Origin of the sequence: Lelliottia sp. JS-SCA-14, from assembly GCF_035593345.1 — a bacterium.
GTDB lineage: Bacteria > Pseudomonadota > Gammaproteobacteria > Enterobacterales > Enterobacteriaceae > Enterobacter > Enterobacter wanjuensis.
The window spans coordinates 3,618,149-3,638,221 of record NZ_CP141606.1 but is presented as its reverse complement, the minus strand read 5'-3'; the positions used below and the strand labels follow the sequence as shown (position 1 = coordinate 3,638,221).

Annotated in this window: 15 protein-coding genes and 3 pseudogenes; 8 read left to right on the top strand and 10 right to left on the bottom strand. The window is 48.0% G+C overall.

Going from position 1 to position 20,073, the window contains the following annotated elements; all coding sequences use genetic code 11:
* Positions 1–325: 325 nt before the first annotated feature.
* Positions 326–1,105: pseudogene (locus tag U9O48_RS16970) on the top strand (XdhC family protein); the annotation flags it as partial.
* 17 nt (positions 1,106–1,122) lie between these two features.
* Here the strand turns inward: U9O48_RS16970 and arcC are convergent.
* From arcC to ygeW, 5 genes are read right to left on the bottom strand one after another with little or no spacing between them, the layout of a single operon-like run.
* Entirely contained in the window at positions 1,123–2,055 is a 933-nt protein-coding gene (gene arcC / locus U9O48_RS16965; protein ID WP_285150793.1) for a carbamate kinase, read from the bottom strand.
* Positions 2,052–3,473, bottom strand: a complete 1,422-nt coding sequence (hydA, locus tag U9O48_RS16960; RefSeq protein WP_282494218.1) for a dihydropyrimidinase — start codon at positions 3,471–3,473, stop codon at positions 2,052–2,054. Before hydA ends, arcC begins: the two co-directional genes overlap by 4 nt.
* Before the next feature lie 53 nt (positions 3,474–3,526).
* Positions 3,527–4,738 (bottom strand): YgeY family selenium metabolism-linked hydrolase, encoded by a 1,212-nt coding sequence (locus U9O48_RS16955; protein ID WP_285150792.1) that lies wholly within the window; start codon positions 4,736–4,738, stop codon positions 3,527–3,529.
* Positions 4,739–4,792: 54 nt separating this feature from the next.
* On the bottom strand, positions 4,793–5,992 hold the full coding sequence (gene dpaL, locus U9O48_RS16950) for a diaminopropionate ammonia-lyase (RefSeq protein ID WP_285144920.1): 1,200 nt from the start codon (positions 5,990–5,992) through the stop codon (positions 4,793–4,795).
* Positions 5,993–6,050: 58 nt separating this feature from the next.
* On the bottom strand, positions 6,051–7,238 hold the full coding sequence (ygeW, locus tag U9O48_RS16945) for a knotted carbamoyltransferase YgeW (protein ID WP_285144921.1): 1,188 nt from the start codon (positions 7,236–7,238) through the stop codon (positions 6,051–6,053).
* A 474-nt stretch (positions 7,239–7,712) separates the two neighbouring features.
* Between ygeW and U9O48_RS16940 the strand changes: the two genes are divergently transcribed.
* The 3 genes from U9O48_RS16940 (at position 7,713) to U9O48_RS16930 (ending at position 11,841) form a co-directional block, all read left to right on the top strand.
* Positions 7,713–9,482, top strand: coding sequence for a sigma-54 interaction domain-containing protein (locus U9O48_RS16940; protein WP_285157145.1), 1,770 nt, complete (start codon positions 7,713–7,715; stop codon positions 9,480–9,482).
* 252 nt (positions 9,483–9,734) lie between these two features.
* On the top strand, positions 9,735–10,280 hold the full coding sequence (locus U9O48_RS16935) for a fimbrial protein (RefSeq protein WP_282494222.1): 546 nt from the start codon (positions 9,735–9,737) through the stop codon (positions 10,278–10,280).
* Between the two features lie 197 nt (positions 10,281–10,477).
* A protein-coding gene (locus tag U9O48_RS16930) for an IS3 family transposase (RefSeq protein WP_285143722.1) occupies positions 10,478–11,841 on the top strand; the annotation gives its coding sequence in 2 pieces (ribosomal slippage) (positions 10,478–10,955 and positions 10,955–11,841; 1,365 coding nt in all).
* A gap of 608 nt (positions 11,842–12,449) precedes the next feature.
* Here the strand turns inward: U9O48_RS16930 and U9O48_RS16925 are convergent.
* Together U9O48_RS16925 and U9O48_RS16920 are read right to left on the bottom strand one after the other, a co-directional pair.
* Entirely contained in the window at positions 12,450–13,802 is a 1,353-nt protein-coding gene (locus U9O48_RS16925) for an SIR2 family NAD-dependent protein deacylase (RefSeq protein ID WP_121571970.1), read from the bottom strand.
* Positions 13,803–14,690: 888 nt separating this feature from the next.
* On the bottom strand, positions 14,691–15,683 hold the full coding sequence (locus U9O48_RS16920; protein WP_100124857.1) for an ankyrin repeat domain-containing protein: 993 nt from the start codon (positions 15,681–15,683) through the stop codon (positions 14,691–14,693).
* A 174-nt stretch (positions 15,684–15,857) separates the two neighbouring features.
* Between U9O48_RS16920 and U9O48_RS16915 the strand changes: the two are divergent.
* Positions 15,858–16,005 (top strand): annotated as a pseudogene (locus U9O48_RS16915) (ATP-binding protein); the annotation flags it as partial.
* A 66-nt stretch (positions 16,006–16,071) separates the two neighbouring features.
* Here the strand turns inward: U9O48_RS16915 and U9O48_RS16910 are convergent.
* A pseudogene (locus U9O48_RS16910) lies at positions 16,072–16,200 on the bottom strand (IS3 family transposase); the annotation flags it as partial.
* 240 nt (positions 16,201–16,440) lie between these two features.
* Between U9O48_RS16910 and U9O48_RS16905 the strand changes: the two are divergent.
* From U9O48_RS16905 to U9O48_RS16895, 3 genes are all read left to right on the top strand, one after another.
* Entirely contained in the window at positions 16,441–17,295 is an 855-nt protein-coding gene (locus tag U9O48_RS16905) for a DUF6387 family protein (RefSeq protein ID WP_000800614.1), read from the top strand.
* 122 nt (positions 17,296–17,417) lie between these two features.
* Complete coding sequence (locus tag U9O48_RS16900; protein WP_001064738.1) at positions 17,418–17,624, top strand: helix-turn-helix transcriptional regulator; 207 nt, start codon at positions 17,418–17,420, stop codon at positions 17,622–17,624.
* A gap of 204 nt (positions 17,625–17,828) precedes the next feature.
* Positions 17,829–18,104, top strand: coding sequence for a hypothetical protein (locus U9O48_RS16895; RefSeq protein WP_001065761.1), 276 nt, complete (start codon positions 17,829–17,831; stop codon positions 18,102–18,104).
* Positions 18,105–18,276: 172 nt separating this feature from the next.
* Here the strand turns inward: U9O48_RS16895 and U9O48_RS16890 are convergent, their stop codons facing one another.
* Together U9O48_RS16890 and U9O48_RS16885 are read right to left on the bottom strand one after the other, a co-directional pair.
* Positions 18,277–18,582 carry a hypothetical protein gene (locus tag U9O48_RS16890; protein WP_000813690.1) on the bottom strand — a complete coding sequence of 102 codons (306 nt, stop codon included), beginning with the start codon at positions 18,580–18,582 and terminating at the stop codon, positions 18,277–18,279.
* A 69-nt stretch (positions 18,583–18,651) separates the two neighbouring features.
* Entirely contained in the window at positions 18,652–19,215 is a 564-nt protein-coding gene (locus U9O48_RS16885; protein WP_000072654.1) for a helix-turn-helix domain-containing protein, read from the bottom strand.
* Positions 19,216–20,073 lie beyond the last annotated feature (858 nt).

Sequence of the window (20,073 nt, the reverse complement as noted above, 5' to 3'; positions counted from 1 at the left end):
ACACCACCTGTTAGCTCACGGCCAGGGATTGAATAAATTTGTGAACCAGATCGAAAGTCGAAGGCAATAGGATAAATAATCCCCCGATGCCTGATGCGAATTAAAATCACTCTTTTTTAAGGTGAAGTTTTATTTCTCAAAAACAGAAGTGAGCTATCAGAATGATAATAGTGAGAACCTAGGGATTATCGCGGCAGGACGAAAAGGGGACTGAAAAGGCAAATAAGCCGACGACGCTCACGCTTTAGCACGACAGGGATGAAATCAGCATAAACCTTGCATGGCAAACAGGATTGAGATCAAAGGAATAATCATCGAGGTCGTTATGAATATTTTCGCAGAAGCCGCACGGCTTGAAGAGCAAAACCGGGCGTTTGCACTGGCGCAAATCGTCGACAGCCGCGGCTCTACTCCCAGACATTCCGCCCAGATGCTGGTCCGCGATGATGGCTCTATCCTGGGGACCATTGGCGGGGGAATGGTGGAGCGGAAGGTGATTACCGAAGCGCTGGAGGCGATGCAGGAGAAGGCCTCGAGAATGTTTCACGGGCGCATGGCGCGCAACGGCAGCGACGCAGTGGGGTCTGACTGCGGCGGGGCGATGTCGGTTTACATCAGCGTGCATGGCCTGCGCCCGCGTCTGGTCTTGATCGGCGGCGGTCACGTGAATCGGGCGATTGCGCATGGCGCTGTGTTGTTGGGTTTTGACGTTGCGGTGGCGGATATTCACGAAGAGAGCCTGAACCCGGACTACTTTCCACCATCGACCACCTTGCTGCATGCGCCCACGTTCGGGACTGCCGTTGAGCAACTGGCGATTTGCCCGGAAAACTTTGTGCTGATCGCCACCAATAACCAGGATCGCGAGGCGCTGGATAAGCTGATTGTGATGCCGGTGGCCTGGCTTGGGCTGCTGGCCAGTCGGCGCAAGGTGCAGGTGTTTGTCCGCCAGATGCGGGAAAACGGCGTGCCTGAGGCGGATATCGCCCGTCTGCGCGCTCCGGTGGGGTATGACATTGGGGCCGAAACGCCGAATGAAATTGCCATCAGCGTGCTGGCGGAACTTTTGCAGGTAAAAAATCAGGCCCCTGGGGGCCTGATGATGGCAGACGCGGTTGCTGATTAACCTTCGATAATCGTCCCGGTCTTACCTTCAATGCCCTCTTTGGCTTTGCTCAACATAGTAATGAGCGCCTGACGACCGGGACGCGAACGGGCGAAAGAGGCTGCCGCTTCCACTTTGGGCAGCATGGAGCCTTTGGCGAAATGCCCTTCGGCAATGAAGCGCTCGGCATCACTCAACGAAAGCTTCTCTAACCACTGTTCGTCAGGTTTGCCAAAGTTGATGGCAACCTTCTCCACGGCGGTGAGGATAATCAGCATATCGGCGTCGATCATCGCCGCCAGTCGCGCGCTGGCCCAGTCTTTATCAATGACCGCGCTGGCACCGCGCAGATGGTTGCCCTCACGAATCACCGGAATTCCGCCGCCACCGGCGGTGATCACCACCTGACCGGCATGCATCAGCGCTTTCACCGTCTCTTTTTCGATAATATCCAGTGGCTTCGGCGAGGCGACAACTCGGCGGTAGCCGCGCCCGGCGTCCTCTTTCATGGTATAGCCCTGGCGGGTGAGCGCGTCGGCTTCGTCTTTGCTGAAGAAGGATCCGATGGGTTTTGTCGGGTTGCGGAAAGCCTCGTCGTTGGCATCCACTTCCACCTGAGTAATCAAGGTGGCGACAGGAATGGGCAGGTTGCGGCTGAGCAGCTCTTCGCGCAGGGCGTTTTGCAGATCGTAGCCAATGTAACCCTGACTCAGGGCTACGCAGACGGACATCGGCAGCATCGGGGTGTGGGCTTCGGTTCTGGCGGCAGCTTCGAAGGCGAGATTGATCATCCCTACCTGCGGACCGTTGCCGTGGGTGACCACCACCTGATGACCCTGCGCGATCAGGTCCACAATCGCCTGCGCCGTTTGCTTCACAGCCTGCATTTGCCCGGCAAGATTGTCGCCCAGGGCATTCCCGCCCAGGGCGAGAACAATTTTTTTACTCATTGATTCCTCTCATTGAAATATGTTCCCGTGGCGGGAGCGTGCTTAGCGGAAAAAGGCTGACGGCGGATAAAGCGGCCCTGCCCGGCACTGCCGGTAAATTTACCGTTGTGATAAATCACCCGGCCTCGGGAGAGGGTCTGGCGAATCGCGCCCTGGCAGATAAAGCCTTCCCACGGCGAATAGTCGGCATTGTCGTGCAGCATCTCGTGGCGGATGGTGGTGGTTCTTTTCGGATCGATGATCACCACGTCGGCGTCCGATTCGGGGGCGAGCAACCCTTTCTGCGGCCACATGCCAAACAGTTTTGCCGGGTTGGTGCTGGTCAGGGCGACGAAGCGCTCCGGCGTGATACGCCCGGTCATCACCCCGTTGGAGAACATCAGCAGCAGGCGGTTTTCAACACCCGGAAGACCGTTCGGGCAGCGGCTGAAATCACCACCGGAGATCTGCTGGCGCTGGGCCATCGAGAAGGTGCAGTGATCGGTCGCCACCACGTCAATTCCACCATCGGCAATGCCGCACCACAGGGCGTCGTTGTTGCTGGCATTACGCAGCGGTGGGCTGAGAATAAACTTCAGCGCGTCGTCGCGTTCATAGCAGCGGTCGTCGAGCAGCAAATATTGCGGGCAGGTTTCGACCCACACCGGCTGATGGCGGGCGCGGGCAAGGCGTAAATAGTCCAGCCCCAAACCGTTGGAAAGGTGCACGATATACAGCGGCGCGTTACCTGCGAGCTGGGCAAGATTGATCATCCTGGCGATGGCTTCGGCTTCACACTCCACCGGACGGCTCAGGGCGTGGTAGCGCGGGGCGGTTTTCCCGGCGGTGATAAACTCGGCGCGCTTTTGCTTGATGGCCGCGTCGTTTTCCGGATGGACGGTGGCGAGCGCGTGGGCGCGATGCAGATGGTGCAGCGCCTGTAAAACCTCGTCGTCGTTCAGTTTGTACTGATAGGTCAGATAGAGTTTAAAACTGCTGATACCCGCCTCAACCATCATCGGAATCTCATCGAGAATGGCGGCGTTGATGTGCTGGATCACGCCGTGAAAACTATAGTCGATCACTGCTTTGTAGGCGGCGTAGCCCTGGTAGGCCTCAAGCTGATGACGCAGTCGACAGCCCGACGGGCCAAAGCCCATATGATCGACAATGGTGGTCGTCCCGCCACAGGCGGCGGCGCGGGTGCCGGTGAAAAAATCATCGCAGCTGCGTGCGAGACCGGTATCAATATTAAAGTGGGTATGAACATCGACTCCGCCGGGCATGACGTAGCACCCCTCGGCGTCAATAATCTCGCAGGTCGGCTCAACCTCAATGCGTGGGGCAAGGCGTTTAACCCGACCCCCTTCGATCAACAGATCCTGCTTTGCCTGTCCGTCGGCGTTGACGACAAGGCCATTTTTAATCAACAGGCGCATAGATAACCCCAGACTCCCGCCGTGGACGCGGCGGGAGGTGATGCGAAAAGCGATTATTCGGTTGCCAGCCAGCTCAGCGGGATAGCGGCATACATGGCGGCGCAGGTAACCAGGTGTGATTTCCAGGTCTTCTCGTTCGGCGCGTGCGCTTCCGGCTCTTTGCCTGGACCAAAGCCGATCACCGGAATGCCGTGACGGCCCATGATCGAGACGCCGTTGGTGGAGAAGGTCCACTTGTCGACGACCGGCGCTTTGCCGAACAGGCCTTCATAGGCGTTGCTCAGGGCGCGGACGGTGAAGTGATTCTCTTCCACTTTCCAGGTCGGGAAATAGCACTCGGTGGGGTAGACCAGACCGGTCCATGAAGGACGGTCGTAGTTGTACATGGAGACGACTGCACCGACTTTTTTGACCGCTGGCAGGGCGCGGATCTCTTCCAGCGCGCCTTCCCAGGTTTCGCCCCAGGTCAGACGGCGGTCGATGGAGACGGCGCAGCTGTCCGCCACCGCGCAGCGGCTTGGCGAGGTGAAGAAGATTTCGGAGACGGTGAGGGTGCCTTTGCCGAGGAATTCATCATTGCCGAGGTTGTGCGAAAGCCCCTGCAGATCGTTGAGGATTGGGCCCATTTTGAAGATGGCATTGTCGCCGCGTTCCGGCGCAGAGCCATGACAGCTGACGCCCTGAACGTCGACGCGAATTTCCATGCGTCCGCGCTGGCCGCGATAGATCTGGCAGTCGGTGGGCTCGGTGCTGACCACGAACTCCGGACGGATGCCGGACTGCTCAATGATGTATTGCCAGCACAGGCCGTCGCAGTCCTCTTCCTGCACGGTGCCGGTCACCAGCAGGGTGTACTCATCTTCCAGCCCCAGATCTTTGATGATTTTCCCGGCGTAGACCATGGAGGCCATGCCGCCTTCCTGATCGGACGCGCCGCGCCCGCCGATCAGTTCATCGGTTTCCATGCCTTTATACGGGTCAAAGTTCCAGTTTTTGATGTTGCCGATGCCGACGGTATCGATGTGAGCATCCATCGCCACCAGACGCGGGCCGTGGCCGATATAGCCGAGCACGTTGCCCATCGGGTCGATTTCCACTTTGTCGAACCCGACTTTTTCCATCTCTTCTTTGATGCGATGCACAACGCGCTTTTCATCGCAGCTTTCGCTTGGGATGGCGATCATGTCGCGCAGAAAACGTGTCATATCGTCCTGATAATGTTTTGCTTTTTCGGTAATCAGTTTGAAAGGAATTTGCTTAGCCATTGAGTTGTTCTCCAGTCCTTGTTTTCCCGTGTTTCGGGATGAAATGAAAATGCGTTAGCGCGCTGCCGGATGTTTGCCTTCCCAGACCACTTCCCGGTAGTGCTTCGCGTCTGTGTCGCCTTCGGTACTGATCGCCAGCACCACGGAGTGGCTGTCCAGCCCGAGTTTTTGCATTAGCGCATCGCGATCGGGATGGCAGTGAATGGCGGCAAGTAGCCCCACGCCGACGGCACCGGATTCACCGGAGATAATGGCGGGGTCGTTGCCGAGAGGATTGCCCAGCACCCGCATCCCCAGGGCCGCGACGCTGTCCTGGCAGGAGACGAAATGGCTGGCGCAGTTGCGCAGGATCTCCCAGCCCAGCGGATTGGGTTCACCGCAGGCGAGGCCCGCCATAATGGTGGCCATATCGCCGCCAACATTGACGATGTCGCCTTTCACGCCGGAGCGATAAATGCAGTCGGCCTGGTCCGGCTCAACAATGACTGAGGTCAGCTCATGTGCGCCGTAGACGTTGGTCAGATAACCGAGCACGCCGCCGGCCATCGCGCCAACACCGGCCTGTAAGAGGACGTGTGTCGGGCGGGCAATCCCCAGAGAGGACATCTGGTCGGCCGCTTCGTCGGCGAGGGTCGCGTAACCCTGCATAATCCAGGTCGGGATTTTGGTGTAGCCTTCCCACGCGGTGTCCTGCACCACTTCCCAGCCGTTTTTTTGTGCCATCTGTAGTGTGAAGCGGACGGTATCGTCGTAGTTCATGTCGGTGACGATGCACTGCGCGCCGAGGCGAAGAATGGCGTCAACGCGCTCCTGCGCGGAGCCTTTCGGCATGTAGATCACCGCATTTTGCCCAAGCTGTTTTGCCGCCCAGGCCACGCCACGCCCGTGGTTGCCATCGGTAGTCGTGGCGAAGGTCATCTTCTCTTTGATGCTGTTTTTCAGCGTATTGAAGGAGAGGGCGTTGATATCTAACTGGTATTTTTCACACAGCAGTTGGGCGATGGCGTACGAACCACCCAGCATTTTGAAGGCGTTGAGGCCGAAGCGCTGAGATTCGTCTTTGACCAGAATTTTGTGCACACCGAACAGGGCGGCCAGGTCATTCAGGGCATACAGGGGGGTTGGCCTGTAACCGGCTATTTTTTGATGGAACTGACGGGCCTGCTGCGCCTGCTGGCGAGAGAACAGCGACGAGTGTTCCCCGGTAAAAAAATGGTTGTCGGCAATATCCATCTTCATTGAGAAAGTAGACATAGGCGATCCTTCTCCCTGGTGTAAAAGAGACGGCTGGCGGGTCTGCCAGCCGGGTGAATTATTTGATGCGTTTCTGCCCTTCGCTGAGCAGCTCAGCCAGAAGCTGGCCAGGTTTGGCGTATTTACGGCACAGGATCATTGAGGCGATGATGTAAGGCTTCCAGCTCGCCTCTTTGTAGGTGGCGATACGGTATTTTTCGAAGACCGCTTCGGCCACTTCACCTTCGGCACATGAAACGCCGGTGATATCCGCAGGCAAACAGTGCATGTACAGGGCATCGCCCTCGTGGGTTTTCGCCATCATCTCTTCGGTGCAGTGCCAGTCTTTGTGTTTAGCATTTTGCGCCAGGCAGGCTTTCTCCAGGGCTTTCAAACCGTCGTGATCGTTGGCACGCAGCAGCTCGGTGCGTTTTTCCATGACCTTGTAAGGGGCCCAGGATTTCGGATAAACAATGTCTGCGTCTTTGAAGGCTTCGGCCATATCCGTCACCTGACGGAAGCTGCCCCCGGAGGCTTTGGCGTTGCTTTCGGCCACTTCGAGCACTTCTGGGATCAGGTCGTAACCTTCCGGATGTGCGAGAGTGACGTCCATACCGAAGCGGGTCATCAGACCGATAATTCCCTGCGGCACGGACAGCGGTTTGCCGTAGCTTGGGGAGTAGGCCCAGGTCATGGCGATTTTTTTGCCTTTCAGGTTTTCCAGCGAGCCGAAATGCTCGCGCAGCCAGGCCAGATCGGCCATCGATTGGGTCGGGTGGTCGATATCACACTGCAGGTTGATCAGCGCCGGACGTTGCGGAAGAACGCCCTGCTGGTGGCCGTCGTCCAGGGCTTCGCCGACTTCACGCATATAGGCGTTACCCGCGCCGAGATACATGTCATCACGGATCCCGATGGCGTCCGCGCAGAAGGAGATCATGTTGGCCGTTTCGCGAACCGTTTCCCCGTGGGCGATTTGCGATTTCCCTTCGTCGAGATCCTGCTGAGCAAGGCCTAACAGGTTTAACGCCGAGGCGTAGGAGAAGCGGGTGCGCGTTGAGTTATCGCGGAAAACGGAAATCCCCAGTCCGCTGTTGAACACTTTGGTGGCGATGTTTTCGGCGCGCAGCCCTTTGAGCGCCGCGGCGACATCCAGCACCTGTTTCAGCTCATCCGGAGATTGCTCCCACGTCAGCAGGAAATCCTTCTCATGGAGGTGAGAATTAAGCTGATTGATATCCTTAATCAATTCGTTGACAGTTTTCATTTTCAATCCTGATTGTAAGTAACGAGCTTAATGATTGCTGTGCGGTCGGATGTGCGGGGGTACCGAAATAGCGACAGCCAGCGCTGATGCACAACAAGCAATTAGTGCGCCAGATCTAGATTGCAGAACTGTCAGGCGTGAAAGGGTGATGATTTTGCGAAGCTAATCACGAATTTGTTTGAGACGTATGTAATACCAGGCGAGAGAGTCAGAAGGATGTTTAATGGCAATGCAATGGGGCCGGATTGATCAAGTGAAATTAGGCTGAGTCTCTTCGCGAAATTGATAAAAGGCCGACGCTAAATATCATAATGATATGAAAATGTGATAAGGGCTGCATATTTTTGGCTACGAAGCGGGAAACAAAACTCTCTATGTCAATTCCTGCTAAAGAGAGCGTAGTATCATTGTGGAAAAGACGTGGCATGACGCTTTCGGATATGTCGCCCGATGCACAATATGAAAAGGTTGATTATGACTTCCTCTAATGCACCCTCTATTCTTATGCAAATTCAGCCTACGATTCAACAGTTTGCAAGGATGCTCTCAAGCGTGCTGCAGCTTGAGGTGGAGATTGTTGATAATACTTTGTGTCGGGTCGCCGGAACGGGGGCGTATGGTAAATCTCTCGGGAGAAAACTCAGCAAAAACTCCCGGTTATTATGTTACATAATAGAAACAAAAAAAGAGAAGGTGGTGACGCATTCGCGTTTCGATCCCCTGTGTACCGATTGCTCTCATAAAGAGAATTGTAAAGAGAAGGCGTTTTTGGGAACGCCGGTAATATACCAGGATCAATGTGTGGGAGTCATTAGCCTGGTGGCGCTGACCTGCGAGCAGCAGGAGCGAATTAATGACAATATTCAGGCGTTTTCTGATTATGTTCGACATATCTCTTCCATATTTGTCGCACGACTTTTACAAGATCAGGCGGGCAGCGACAATATTCAGAAGCTTTTCACCACTATGATTGAAAATATGGACCAAGGCGTTCTGGTGGTGGGGCGCGATCAGAAAGTCATCTGTGCGAATCAGGTGGCGTTAAAGATCATGGGCGCCACGCACAACAATATTATGGGAAAAAGCATCCATTTCAGCCCTCTGACTTTTGAAGGTAACTTCAGACACGGTCACATGCAGCACGTCATCTCCATTGAGGATAAGAAGGAGCTGATTATCGGCCAGCTGCATGCGGTGCAGGATCAGTGGCTGTTTTTGATGGCGTTTCATCAGTCTCACTCTTCTACTGATTTGAATCATGTTCAGGAGGGGCCGCAGATTGAGGCGATGGTGGGGGAGTGTCCGCCGATGCGACAGTTAAAAACGCTCATGAGCCGCGTAGCGCCGAGCCCTTCCAGCGTAATGATTGCCGGTGAGAGTGGCACTGGTAAAGAGGTGGTCGCCCGTGCGATTCATAAGCTGAGCGACCGCCGGGACCAGCCGTTTATCGCCATCAACTGCGCCGCTATCCCGGAACAGCTGCTGGAGAGCGAACTGTTTGGCTACGTGAAGGGCGCCTTTACTGGGGCGCTCGCGAACGGTAAAACCGGACTGATTCAGGCGGCAAATCATGGGACGCTGTTCCTCGATGAAATTGGCGATATGCAACTGTCGCTGCAGGCCAAACTGCTGCGCACTATTGAGTCTCGGGAGATTCAGCCAGTCGGGGCCAGCCATCCGCTGCCGGTGGATATCCGCATTATTTCGGCCACTAATCAGAATCTCGAGCAACTCATTAGCAATGGGAAGTTTCGCGAGGATCTTTACTACCGCCTGAACGTCATTCCGCTTAATCTGCCGCCGCTGCGTGAGCGGCAGGAGGATATCGAGCTGCTGATCCACTATTTCCTGCATCTGCATACCCGTCGCCTTAACCTGGTCTATCCCGGCGTCGCACCCGACGTTATCGCCTTTCTGAAAGAGTACCAGTGGCCAGGCAACATCCGTGAATTGAGCAATTTGATCGAGTACCTGGTGAACGTCGTGCCGTCCGGCAGCGTGATTGATATCTCATTACTGCCGCCAAATCTGGTGAGCAGCAGGAGAGTGGCCGAAGCTCAACTGCCTGGATCGAGTACGACTTCCGAGGATGAGAGCGTGACAGTGCTGGAGGAGATGGAGAGGCAGATGATCCGCGGTGCGCTGAGTCGTAACAGCAATAAAAAACAGGCTGCAGATGAGCTGGGGATTGGGATTGCGACGCTGTATCGGAAGATTAAGAAGTATGAGATGGCGAATTTGTAGAAGACCTTCTCGTACAGAGATTTTTAACGCAAGCGCCCGTTCGGGCGCAATAACTTTATAGCCCAGAATAATCTCCCCTTTATTTAATCCAGAAATGGATCAAATACCCGCGTTCGTAAGACACACAATAACCGCAATATTATATTCTCGGATTCGGTGTAAACGCCTTTGAATTCAATAGGGAAATACATTGTGCATCAAGAGTTAGTGTATTTCGCCTATTTTTAAAAATTAAATATATAAGGACTGTATATGAACAAACGTATTTTAGGTTTAGCCATTTCAGCACTGTTTGTGATGGCGACGGCACATGCTGAAGATATAGATACATCTGCCACCATCGATATTGCCGGTAATGTCACGGGGACTCCTGACACCAGCGCATCGTGTACGGTGAATGTCTCTAAAGCACTGGTTAACCTTAGCACTGATGTGACAAACCTGCGCGAGCAGGGCGTAAAAACGACACCCGATGAAGGGGTTTCACTGTCCGTTACCGGTGACCAGGGTTGCCACAATTTGCTGCTGGATAGCCGCATTGCCTATAAATTTGTCGGAACTGCCGATGAAGCAACCGGGAAAGTTCTGGCAAATACCGACACAACCGAAGGGGCCGCTCAGGGTGTCGGCGTCGGTGTTTACGATCAGGAAGGTAATGTGGTGAATGTGAACACCGATTATTTCCGCGCCAATCTTTATAATACGATTGTTGGACTGGGTCTGGTGAAATTATCCGGCCAAACGCCAACACAAGGCACAGTGAAAAGCGCATTAACGATCGAAATATTACGCCTGTAGTGATGAATTGATTAATGGTGATGATGTTATTTGAGATAACCGTTAATGGTCTATGAAGTGTCTGGCTGAGTTGCGATGAGGTTCGGTTTAAAACTCTCGTGACAGATTTTAGCCACAAAAAAGCCCGCAGGCCAGGCTTGCACCGTTGGACTGCACCCTAAAAGTTGGACACCCAACTGAGTAAGGTGCAGTTTTTTATGGCAAAGCCAAAATATTCCCTCGAAACCAGATTAGCTGTCGTCAATCACTACCTTGCCGGAAAAGATGGAACACATCGTACCGCTGAACGTTTTGGTGTTGAAAGAACATCAGTGCGACGCTGGGTAAGAGCCTGGCAACTCCACGGTATTGATGGCATTACCTGGAAAAATGACCGCCATTCTCCGGCGTTCCGGATTGCTGTCGTACGCACTGTTCTCGCTGAAGAACTTTCGATGCGCGAAGCTGCCGCACGGTTTAATATCTCCACTGAAACCGTTGTCCGGCACTGGGTGAATGTCTACAAAGACGCAGGTGAAAAAGGACTTCTGAGCATAAAACCTGGCCGGAGCAAGGACATGACAAAACCCAAAAAAACACCTCCACTTACCGATGCGGCGCTGGAAAAGTTATCTCCCGAAGAGTTGCGGGCTGAACTTCGTTACCTGCGCGCAGAGAATGCCTACCTAAAAAAGCTGAAGGCCTTAGTTCAAAGCGAGAAAAACGGCAGAAAGCCGCAATAATCAGTGAGCTAAGGCTGAAGTATGCGCTCAGTGATCTTCTGCGTGCAGCGGGCATGTCCCGCAGTACGTGGTATCACAATATAAATGCGCTGAAGCGAGTGGACAGGCATGCCGGGCTGAAAGACAAAATCAGAGAGATTTACCACTATCACAAAGGGCGTTATGGCTACCGCAGGATCACGCTCTCATTGAGAAAACTAGGGTTGTTGGTAAACCATAAAACAGTGCAGCGGCTGATGGCAGAGCTGTCGCTCCGCTCTCTGATAAGGGTGAAGAAATATCGTGCCTGGAAAGGTGAGGTGGGCAAGGCTGCACCCAATATCCTGGGCCGGAACTTCGGTGCATCGAAAGCCAATGAAAAATGGGTCACGGATGTCACCGAGTTCTCGGTGCAGGGTAAAAAGCTGTACCTGTCGCCGGTGCTGGACCTTTTTAACCGGGAAATCATCTCATACAGCCTGTCGGAAAGGCCGGTGATGGAGATGGTTAATACGATGCTGCATGATGCATTCTCAGTGCTCGAACCGGAGGATGCACCGTTGCTGCACACGGATCAGGGCTGGCAATATCGAATGGCAGGTTATCAGGCAAAGTTAAAGGCGAAGGGTATGACACAAAGCATGTCACGCAAGGGAAACTGCCTGGATAACGCGGTAATGGAGAACTTCTTCGGCACACTGAAATCGGAGTGTTTTTACCTGAACAGGTTCAGCAATCTGAATGAACTGAGGAAGGCGATAGAGGACTATATCCATTACTATAACAACGAGCGGATCAGTCTGAAATTAAAAGGCCTGAGTCCGGTAGAATACCGAACCCAGACCCCGATAGCCGCTTAACATGAACTGTCCAACTTTATGGGGTCAGTCCACATGCGGGCTTTCAGGACTTCGTATCAGGCTCTGGTGACCTTCAACCAAGAATTTTTGGTGGGCTGGCGTCCCTGTGCTTTTAATTATAGTGTATTGATATTTAATATTTTTGTTTAAATTAATTTCGTTATGGGTTCCAAAAAGGAACCATAAAGTAGAACCACAGAACCTCGCATGGTTCCAACATGCCTAGCGACTTCAAAATAACACGCTCTATGGCAAACTAAATGTAAGTGTGGCTGGATATTTAGCGTCTGATTACTGAGAGGGTCAATAAAAACTGCTCTATCTCAAATACTGTAGTGGCCCATAAACTTGTCCGCTTGAGTCGATGGTGTACCTCGTCCGTTCAGGCCCGGAGTGGCTAATTAGCAGAGTATTCATGTCTGCTATGAGCGAGGATCGGACGTAAAACAACTGTAAAAAACTATTTAACTCAGGCAGAAATGTCAAGATTCAGTGAAAATGTCTAATCACTGGTTCGTTAGAAATGCCCATATGTTGAAAAGGCTGCTGCAAAAAAGTCTCTCGCAGCGGCCTCTTTAATATAACGTCATTGTGTGCATCATCTTTAATTATGGGTTTAACTCAAACTGTTCCCCGTTTATTAATTTTCGCAATAAGTCAAGTGCCTCAGATGAGTATTTTCCGACACCACTTTTCCCAGATTTAATGAAAACATGATAATTGTTGTCTGATGCTTTAATGTTGAAGTCGGTTAGTTTTCTTAATTTTTCGAATTCTTGATTAACATAGTGCCACGATCCCATGTCGAGAATCCTTGCCAGATCAGACATTGTATATGGGAAACTAGCATTTAGTGCCTGCCCATTATTGAGTTCAGCGATACCATACATTTTTGCTAATGCATCATCATGCTCTGCAATATTGCGGAACATCTCAAAATCGTATGGAAGTTCTTGTTTAACAAGGGATTCTGATGCGAATGTGTACGTTCTGGCTAGAAATGCACGCACAAGTTTTGGATTAACGCTAATTTCCGGTGTATTAGATGATAACGCATCAAAAATCCAACCAAAATTATTTGCGTATATCACCTTGATTCGAACGCTTTTATTCTCACCAACACCGATTAGCAATTCCTTTTGATGAGAACCAGTGGCCTCGCAGTCCTTACTGAAGGAGACAAGATAAATATTTGGAATCAATGCATTATTGGGAGCGATGATTTCATCTATATCAGAGAGAATTGCCTTTATGTTTTCATCATTGATACTGTACCCAAAGAAAAACAAGGGGTGTTCAGCAAAATATGTTAGCAACTTAGCACTGATATATTTCTTACGTTTATAGAAATCAACATAATCTTCATTTGTAATAACAATACTTTCAACTTCATGACTGCTACCATGAATTTTCATGATTTCGCCATAAGATGAATAATTCACTTTAACAACGTTATGACCAACTATTGCCTGATAATTGTCAAATATTTTTTCTAATGTGTCGTCATAATTTGTTGTGATTATTGCATGAGGTTTTACTTTCCTTAATTTCTGAACTTCCTCTGTATATTCCATGTTCGAGAAATCAACGGAGTTTGATAATTCATTCAGAATGGATGCAATTTCATGCTTAATATAAATATCTTTTGGAGTCGTTCCTTCAAAGTATGTCTCTGGATAGCGAACCTTGCCATCATCCCAAGCCCATTCAGCATAGAAGTCACAAAAATCGCTAGCAATCAAAGGTTTGTTATCACCCTTTGTTTGGCTGTAGTAACCATAAGGGCGTTTGATCAAGGGGCATATTTCCGCTAGTTGCTTTAATAGACCTTCCCAGTCAGGCGCTTTTATATATCGTTGTGAAATACCTGCACCCATGAATAAAATGGGTTGGACTTGTAAGTTTTCAAGGCAAGATTTAACATCTTCGATTATTTCTTCTTGATATTCCGTAAAGTCCATATAGTTACCTCAGGGATAGGTGATTGCTATGTGATGCACCGCGAAACGGTTCGGGGCTTTGTGACACCCAAACTTTACCCCGGTTTCCCAGCGTTTCCTTTGTATATAATATCATTGAAGTTAATTGCGTTTCTCAGAAATCTTCTTAGGATGTGATTGCAATAACGGCAACACAGCGCACACATCGCGGCTGATCAGTGAGTATGAAGTGGTTTACTGAATTTGGCCGCCTGAATCGAGAGACAAAATGTCCGCTCCTGGCACTAAGCAGAAGTTCCCGAACAACGTAAGCTGGCATATGCCCTCGTTCCTCCGTGGGGACTATCGATCTATTTGCCGGTTGTGTTTAAGCAATATCGCCAGCGGCGTGAGCTCTCAGTGCATTCAATCAAGCTCACAAATCACACAGTCTTTACTTTTTTTAGATTCCCTAATGGTTTCGCGTCATAGCCTCAGCCAGATAAACCTGAGCTGCTTTAGGGGTATATGCCTTTCCGAGCATAAAGGATACTGTTTCTATGAAAACTGATCGCGAGAGCACGATTAGGAGATCAGAACCTGATTTGACATTGATACTGGCTATCAGCGATGGGCAGTTCTCGAATACATCTGACAATCATTTACCTCATTAAGTTTTATTTCCAGAAGTGCCGTGATCCAGCACGAGTGCTGATAATCAATATCACTTGGGTAATGATTGACAAGTTCACTAAACAACGAGCAGATATTTTAAAATTGCCTGCAGCTTCCACATCACCAGGCAGAGGCGTCAGACCCTTAGCACCATACGATTCATAGAGTAATTCCCAATATAGTTGATGCTGAATTTCTTTGTTCATGTTGAGGCAGTATATTGAAACAATGAGAATGAATCACACATATAAGCTCTCACAATCTTCCGCCGTTTTTGACTGTTGCAGATATACTTTTAGCAGGTTTTAAATGCCTGGAGATTTCTTTCTGTTCTCGACGGATTTTGTATGAATTAATTTCTTCATAATCCTTGTGTTTATCTATTTTTGATAAATCAACCAAGAGATTATTTCTTATCATCCACTTTACAATTCGCTTGTTGATATCTTTATAGAGAGGGCCGCCTTTATATTTATAGAAGTGAATATCATGAATTTCACTGATGAAATCAAGTATGGATAAGATTTCTTTATAATCACCAATGTAACTGTTAATGGTGAAATGGTCTTTATTAAGTTCTATTTTGAATCCATGTTCAGAAAGGTAATACAAGAAAAAGGCTGAGTCGAGATCACAAAAATCTACATGCAGCGTTCTTCTGTCAAATTTATCAATATGCGAGAGAATGATATCATGTAATTCATAATCATATACATTTTCAATAAATCCTTTCCCTGAATGATCAATTTGATTGACATTGCATCCAGCATCTATTGCTACGGATAAAACTTCCGGGGAAAGGGGCATGAAGAGAATATTCATTCCTTTTTTATCGATGTGATTTATATCACAACCAGCATTAATTAATTCTGTCAATCCTTCAGCATTCCTGTAATGTTCAAAAATGCATGTGTAGCCATTAGTATCCGTATGCGAGGTGTCTAAACCCAGTTCAATCAGTTTCTTCAGTATTTCTGGATTTTTTTGATGAAAGAGCGCATTTTGCCCATGTCCGTTGATATGGTGTATATTAATTCCATAACTGAGCAGGCAATCCATGGCTTCCAGGGTTCTGCAGGCAAAAATGGCATTGTTGCCGTTACTGTTAACAGCATTAATGTCATAGCCTATTTTTAAAGCTTTCTTTATATCATCAGGTGATCTTGCATTGAAGAATGATTCAGAAATGGCAAGGTCTAATGCCTTTTCTAATAATCCCTTTTGTAATAAGGATATGACTAATTCCATAAACACCCCCATGAAAAAATGTTTAAGTCATTAGATATCAGAAATTCTGTGAAATGCAACAGCTGGGGAAAGGTGTTCATGATGTGCGGAATAAAAATTTCCACAAACCACCCGTGGATACATCAGAAACACCTGCAGTAAATTTACGCCTGTAACCTGCCGTCCGGACTATAGGACCAAACCTTCGCGGGAGATGCTACCATTACATCGGCAATGTTGAACCGGATTTTACATCACACACGTCGTACAAATAAAAGGAGAAGGCTATCGACTGAAGCAAAAACGGAAAGCCGGGGTTATCGCTGAAGCTAATCCTGAGTAAACAAGGTGGATCAACATTAGACCGTCGGTGGTGGCGGTATGCGGATCACTTTTTACCCGTTGTTGACCCCTGGCGCTCCCAAACCATTTCCAGTGCTCTGATGGTAAGTTTGTTGTCAGGTGAGAATTGAATTTCATTGCCCACCCCTCCGGTTTTTCTGGCGAACAGGTCGAGAACAACGACAAGATACGCCCAGAGTAAAGTAAGAGGCAGGGCGTAGTCGGTCCATGTCCCTGCCTCTCCTTTCCTGACAGGACGTAGACCCTGGCAAGTTGCATCAAAAGATAACAAATTTCTCAGTTCAACTTCCTTCTGGCTAGGTTAACTTGCAAGCAGGAAGTGCTTTTCATCGATTAGTGAATACGGTAGTTTTTTCAAACTAACTGAACTCTATTCGTATGACTTAAATCTTTAAGAAGGCAGGAGATTTGAATTTTGAAAAACTGGTCACCAGAGCATACTAAAGAAATCAAAGCTTGGCTTGACATAGATAACTATCGCAAGCTCGAAGACATCAGTTTAAATGCCTTGTATCACGAACTTTGGGCAAGAGCACTTCTGTACAAGCCTGGGCCTACTGACGAAGAAAAGAAAGGGCTATGGGTGTACATGACTGAAATTTTCAGTGGGAACCCCCATCTTTTCAAAGGGAAGCATCTCGATTATCCAACAGTTAACGATACTCTCTACAGTCCTCCACACATTTTTATCACGGATATCACCAGGCTTGCTGAACTTAGTGTGATGGCTCTTAGTGTGAATCTTTTCACCTGGGAGGAAGGAAACGATGAATATTGTGTTAATGCGCCTCATCACGAAGCTTATGTGTCACAACTCTTGTCCCCCTTATGTGAGAAAACGGTGTTGCTTGAAATCGATCTTGGTAGTGGTACTGACGATGAAATAGCCGAATCGATAAAAGCGGCCCTGCCACAATGGAGATCGGTAAAAGGAGTGGAAGTTAATGAAACCGGTATCGTTCGTTTCGGCTATGGAACCATTAAAAAAATCATAAATTACAGGTTGGTTGCGATGCTGGACATCTTACTTTGGGCAAAAAGGAAAGAACTAAGAATCTCAGATGATCGCCTCTCCCGGCTTCTTTATACTGATGAAGATGAAGAAACAACTACCCGTTTAGGGTATCACATTAAAGACTCAGATCGTCCGCTTGCGATGAAAGCTGCAACGATAGACTTCATTAGGCAGTTCAATTTTTTCATGAACCGAAATCCCCACCTGAAAAACATGAGAGTTTCAGATGTGATGAAACTCTCTGATTCTAACTGATCTCGAATTCCCGAAGTCTACTACTGCAGGGCAGACCGTAACCCTGCAGTTAGGAAGCTCGCTCCTTTCTTTTCCCAACTGTTCGTATAGTGATCCCATCACAACGACAAAGGGAAAACAAAATGAACAATCAAAATACCCGCCTAATTCGCTTGCCAGAAGTTATGAACAGAACCGGCTATGGCAAGGCCTGGATTTATCGTCTAATCAACGAAGGTTTATTTCCACAACCAATAAAAATTGGTTCGCGTGCAATTGCATTTGTCGAAAGCGAAGTAGATGAATGGATCGCATCTGCAATTGAACGTTCACGTAAAAATGCAGCCTGATTACGGGGCTAATGATGAGTGTATTAAATTTGGTGTGTAAAAATAAATGGTGCTATTCAACAATGAGCCGAGGGCCGCCTGATATTTTATAAGTAGTATTAGGTTAGGCTTTGGTATTAAGAAGTAATAACAATAGTCATTGGTGGAAATTATGATGGCATTTTTACTGTGACATTATAAATTAATAAGTACAGGAGATTTAAAATGAATAATTCAATCAGAGTACCGGAAGATAAAGATTTTGTATGTGCATTTGTGACTTCACCGGATAGCTTGTATGAGGCTATTGAAACCTATCGTAATTATGTAGATCCAGTCGAAGAGATAGAGTTTGAGCACGTCCTTCTTTATTTGTTGTGTTCTATACTGGTCGAAGGTGCTACAGATGTTACCATTAATGATGAAGTACGAATGTGTATTGAGCACCTTGTCAATGAAAAAAATATTATCAGAAAGAATAACGCAGGTAAAAAGGTGTAAAGTCTGTAATAAATTATCATGGGTACAGACAGCACAAGTCTGTACCTTCTTATTTTAATCCTACTGGTAATGATATATAAAATTATGTGCTTTTGATAGCGGTCATGTGGTTTTGCTATAGTAAGCATTGCAGGATAGGAATATCCTAAACTTTCATTCTCTGCCCTTTGTTTTATTTAAGATAACTGAAAAATACAGGGTTTAAACGATACTGGTATTTGAACTCAGTAGGTATAATAACATTCGTATCAATCAGTTCATCGATGGCCCGATAAAATCGGGCTGGCGTAATATGTATATCTTCCTGCTGTGCGATGGATGTTGCACGGTGAAAGTTCAGGTAAACAGTGTTTTTATCTGGTGTGTATGAAGCGATTAATGTGAGAAGCCAAAACACATAGTGAGCAGTATTGTTCAGATTGCGTTGTTCATCTGATAATTTATTCTGGTAAAGGTAAGCAGGGAGTCTTTGCTTCATAAAGATATCCTTTGTTTTATTAAGTTTTTCGCTGGTGTGGGGCGTAAAATCACCGCGCTGTTATGTCTTTTAAAAGGGAATGCCGTCAGTTGGATATCTGTTTCTGGATTTTTTTACAGGCTTTGTTTTGCGCCCTGCGCGATAAAAGTTGAATGAAGTGGCAAAATCTTCAGTCTCAAGTCTGGATTTACTGAATTTATCCATCAGATCTTCATTGAAACGATGAGGAATACCTTTTACGCATAAATTAGAATTCAGGTAAACCTGACCGTCTTCAGCGTTACGGATCAGTATTTTCCTCTCAAATAATTCTCTGAATGCACGTGAAACATTCGATTTATTCAGTCCTAACTCTCTGGCAGTACGTGACTGTGAAAAGTCAGGGATAATATTTCCATAATCAATGACTGAGAAAAGATAAAGAACAATTCTGAATGCCGTTGGTGTCAGATCCATTCGGGCGAGTGTGGCCGTATTATCTTTAAAGACCATCGAAAAATCGTCACGAAAGGATGTCTTTTTACAGGCACTTGCTTTAACTTTTATTTCTTCCAGATCTTCGGGCATAACATCTAATGCTTCTGCAATGATTGCTTTTTGTTCTTTAGTTAACATAACACTTGTGTTTGACATAATGGCTCCTTTTTTATTATTGTGATAACAGATATGGCATATTAAATTTGTTTGTCAATATTATTAGTAATAAAAATTTTAAAATATTATATTTATTGCTCTGTGATTATTTTTTTAGTGAAATATTAAGGGTTGTCAGAGTTATTACGAAGGGTGCTAAATTTCACCATCACCCGTTATGTCATTAATAATTTTTGGTTCTGAAAGATACAACCAATATTCTATCTTAACTTGTTGATGTAATTGATTAATTTTCTTTTTGTATTTGCAAGATAAAAGAGTGATAAAGAAACAAGAAACCGAAATTTAGCTTTAGACTGACACAAAATTCCATTGTACACAGTTTGATAAACACTGCTATTGCTGATTTTCCTTCGTAATATTATTCCTTAAGTGAAGCCTGCGCACCTGTATGTTGCGCCACTGGGCTTCAGAACATTGCTATAGTGTTTAACTGTCAGTAGAAATACGCTTCGCGCAGGAGTTCAGACAGTTGGGTTTAGCTCTCAGCACAAATACGCTTCGCGCAGAGATTCAGACTGCTGAGTTTAGCGAAAGAGTGGACCCGACTACATGATTTACCCGTTAACTTAATACGGCTCACGCCGGAACCCCTTCGGAAAAATCCTTTCTGCTTCAGCGAGTGAGTGCTGTGGGCACTCAGCGGCGCTGCAAGAGGGATTAAACGTTGGGTTTTCATCTGACGGGTAAAAATAATCTACATATATCTGTCGTCGGGGGCGTGAGCCGGTGCGTAGCACTCTCTCAAAAAAATTCCTGAAGGGGTTTTATCTGAAATCTGGAAACTACCTGGCTTTTGAAAAAAGGAAGTGGTAATGCAATCGATCGGACTCAACA

Excerpts from the sequence above, each read along its gene's own strand:
- arcC (WP_285150793.1), bottom strand. The coding sequence starts at position 2,055 with ATGAGTAAAAAAATTGTTCTCGCCCTGGGCGGGAATGCCCTGGGCGAC.
- hydA (WP_282494218.1), bottom strand. The coding sequence starts at position 3,473 with ATGCGCCTGTTGATTAAAAATGGCCTTGTCGTCAACGCCGACGGACAG.
- U9O48_RS16955 (WP_285150792.1), bottom strand. The coding sequence starts at position 4,738 with ATGGCTAAGCAAATTCCTTTCAAACTGATTACCGAAAAAGCAAAACAT.
- dpaL (WP_285144920.1), bottom strand. The coding sequence starts at position 5,992 with ATGTCTACTTTCTCAATGAAGATGGATATTGCCGACAACCATTTTTTT.
- ygeW (WP_285144921.1), bottom strand. The coding sequence starts at position 7,238 with ATGAAAACTGTCAACGAATTGATTAAGGATATCAATCAGCTTAATTCT.
- U9O48_RS16940 (WP_285157145.1), top strand. The coding sequence starts at position 7,713 with ATGACTTCCTCTAATGCACCCTCTATTCTTATGCAAATTCAGCCTACG.
- U9O48_RS16935 (WP_282494222.1), top strand. The coding sequence starts at position 9,735 with ATGAACAAACGTATTTTAGGTTTAGCCATTTCAGCACTGTTTGTGATG.
- U9O48_RS16925 (WP_121571970.1), bottom strand. The coding sequence starts at position 13,802 with ATGGACTTTACGGAATATCAAGAAGAAATAATCGAAGATGTTAAATCT.
- U9O48_RS16920 (WP_100124857.1), bottom strand. The coding sequence starts at position 15,683 with ATGGAATTAGTCATATCCTTATTACAAAAGGGATTATTAGAAAAGGCA.
- U9O48_RS16900 (WP_001064738.1), top strand. The coding sequence starts at position 17,418 with ATGAACAATCAAAATACCCGCCTAATTCGCTTGCCAGAAGTTATGAAC.
- U9O48_RS16895 (WP_001065761.1), top strand. The coding sequence starts at position 17,829 with ATGAATAATTCAATCAGAGTACCGGAAGATAAAGATTTTGTATGTGCA.
- U9O48_RS16890 (WP_000813690.1), bottom strand. The coding sequence starts at position 18,582 with ATGAAGCAAAGACTCCCTGCTTACCTTTACCAGAATAAATTATCAGAT.
- U9O48_RS16885 (WP_000072654.1), bottom strand. The coding sequence starts at position 19,215 with ATGTCAAACACAAGTGTTATGTTAACTAAAGAACAAAAAGCAATCATT.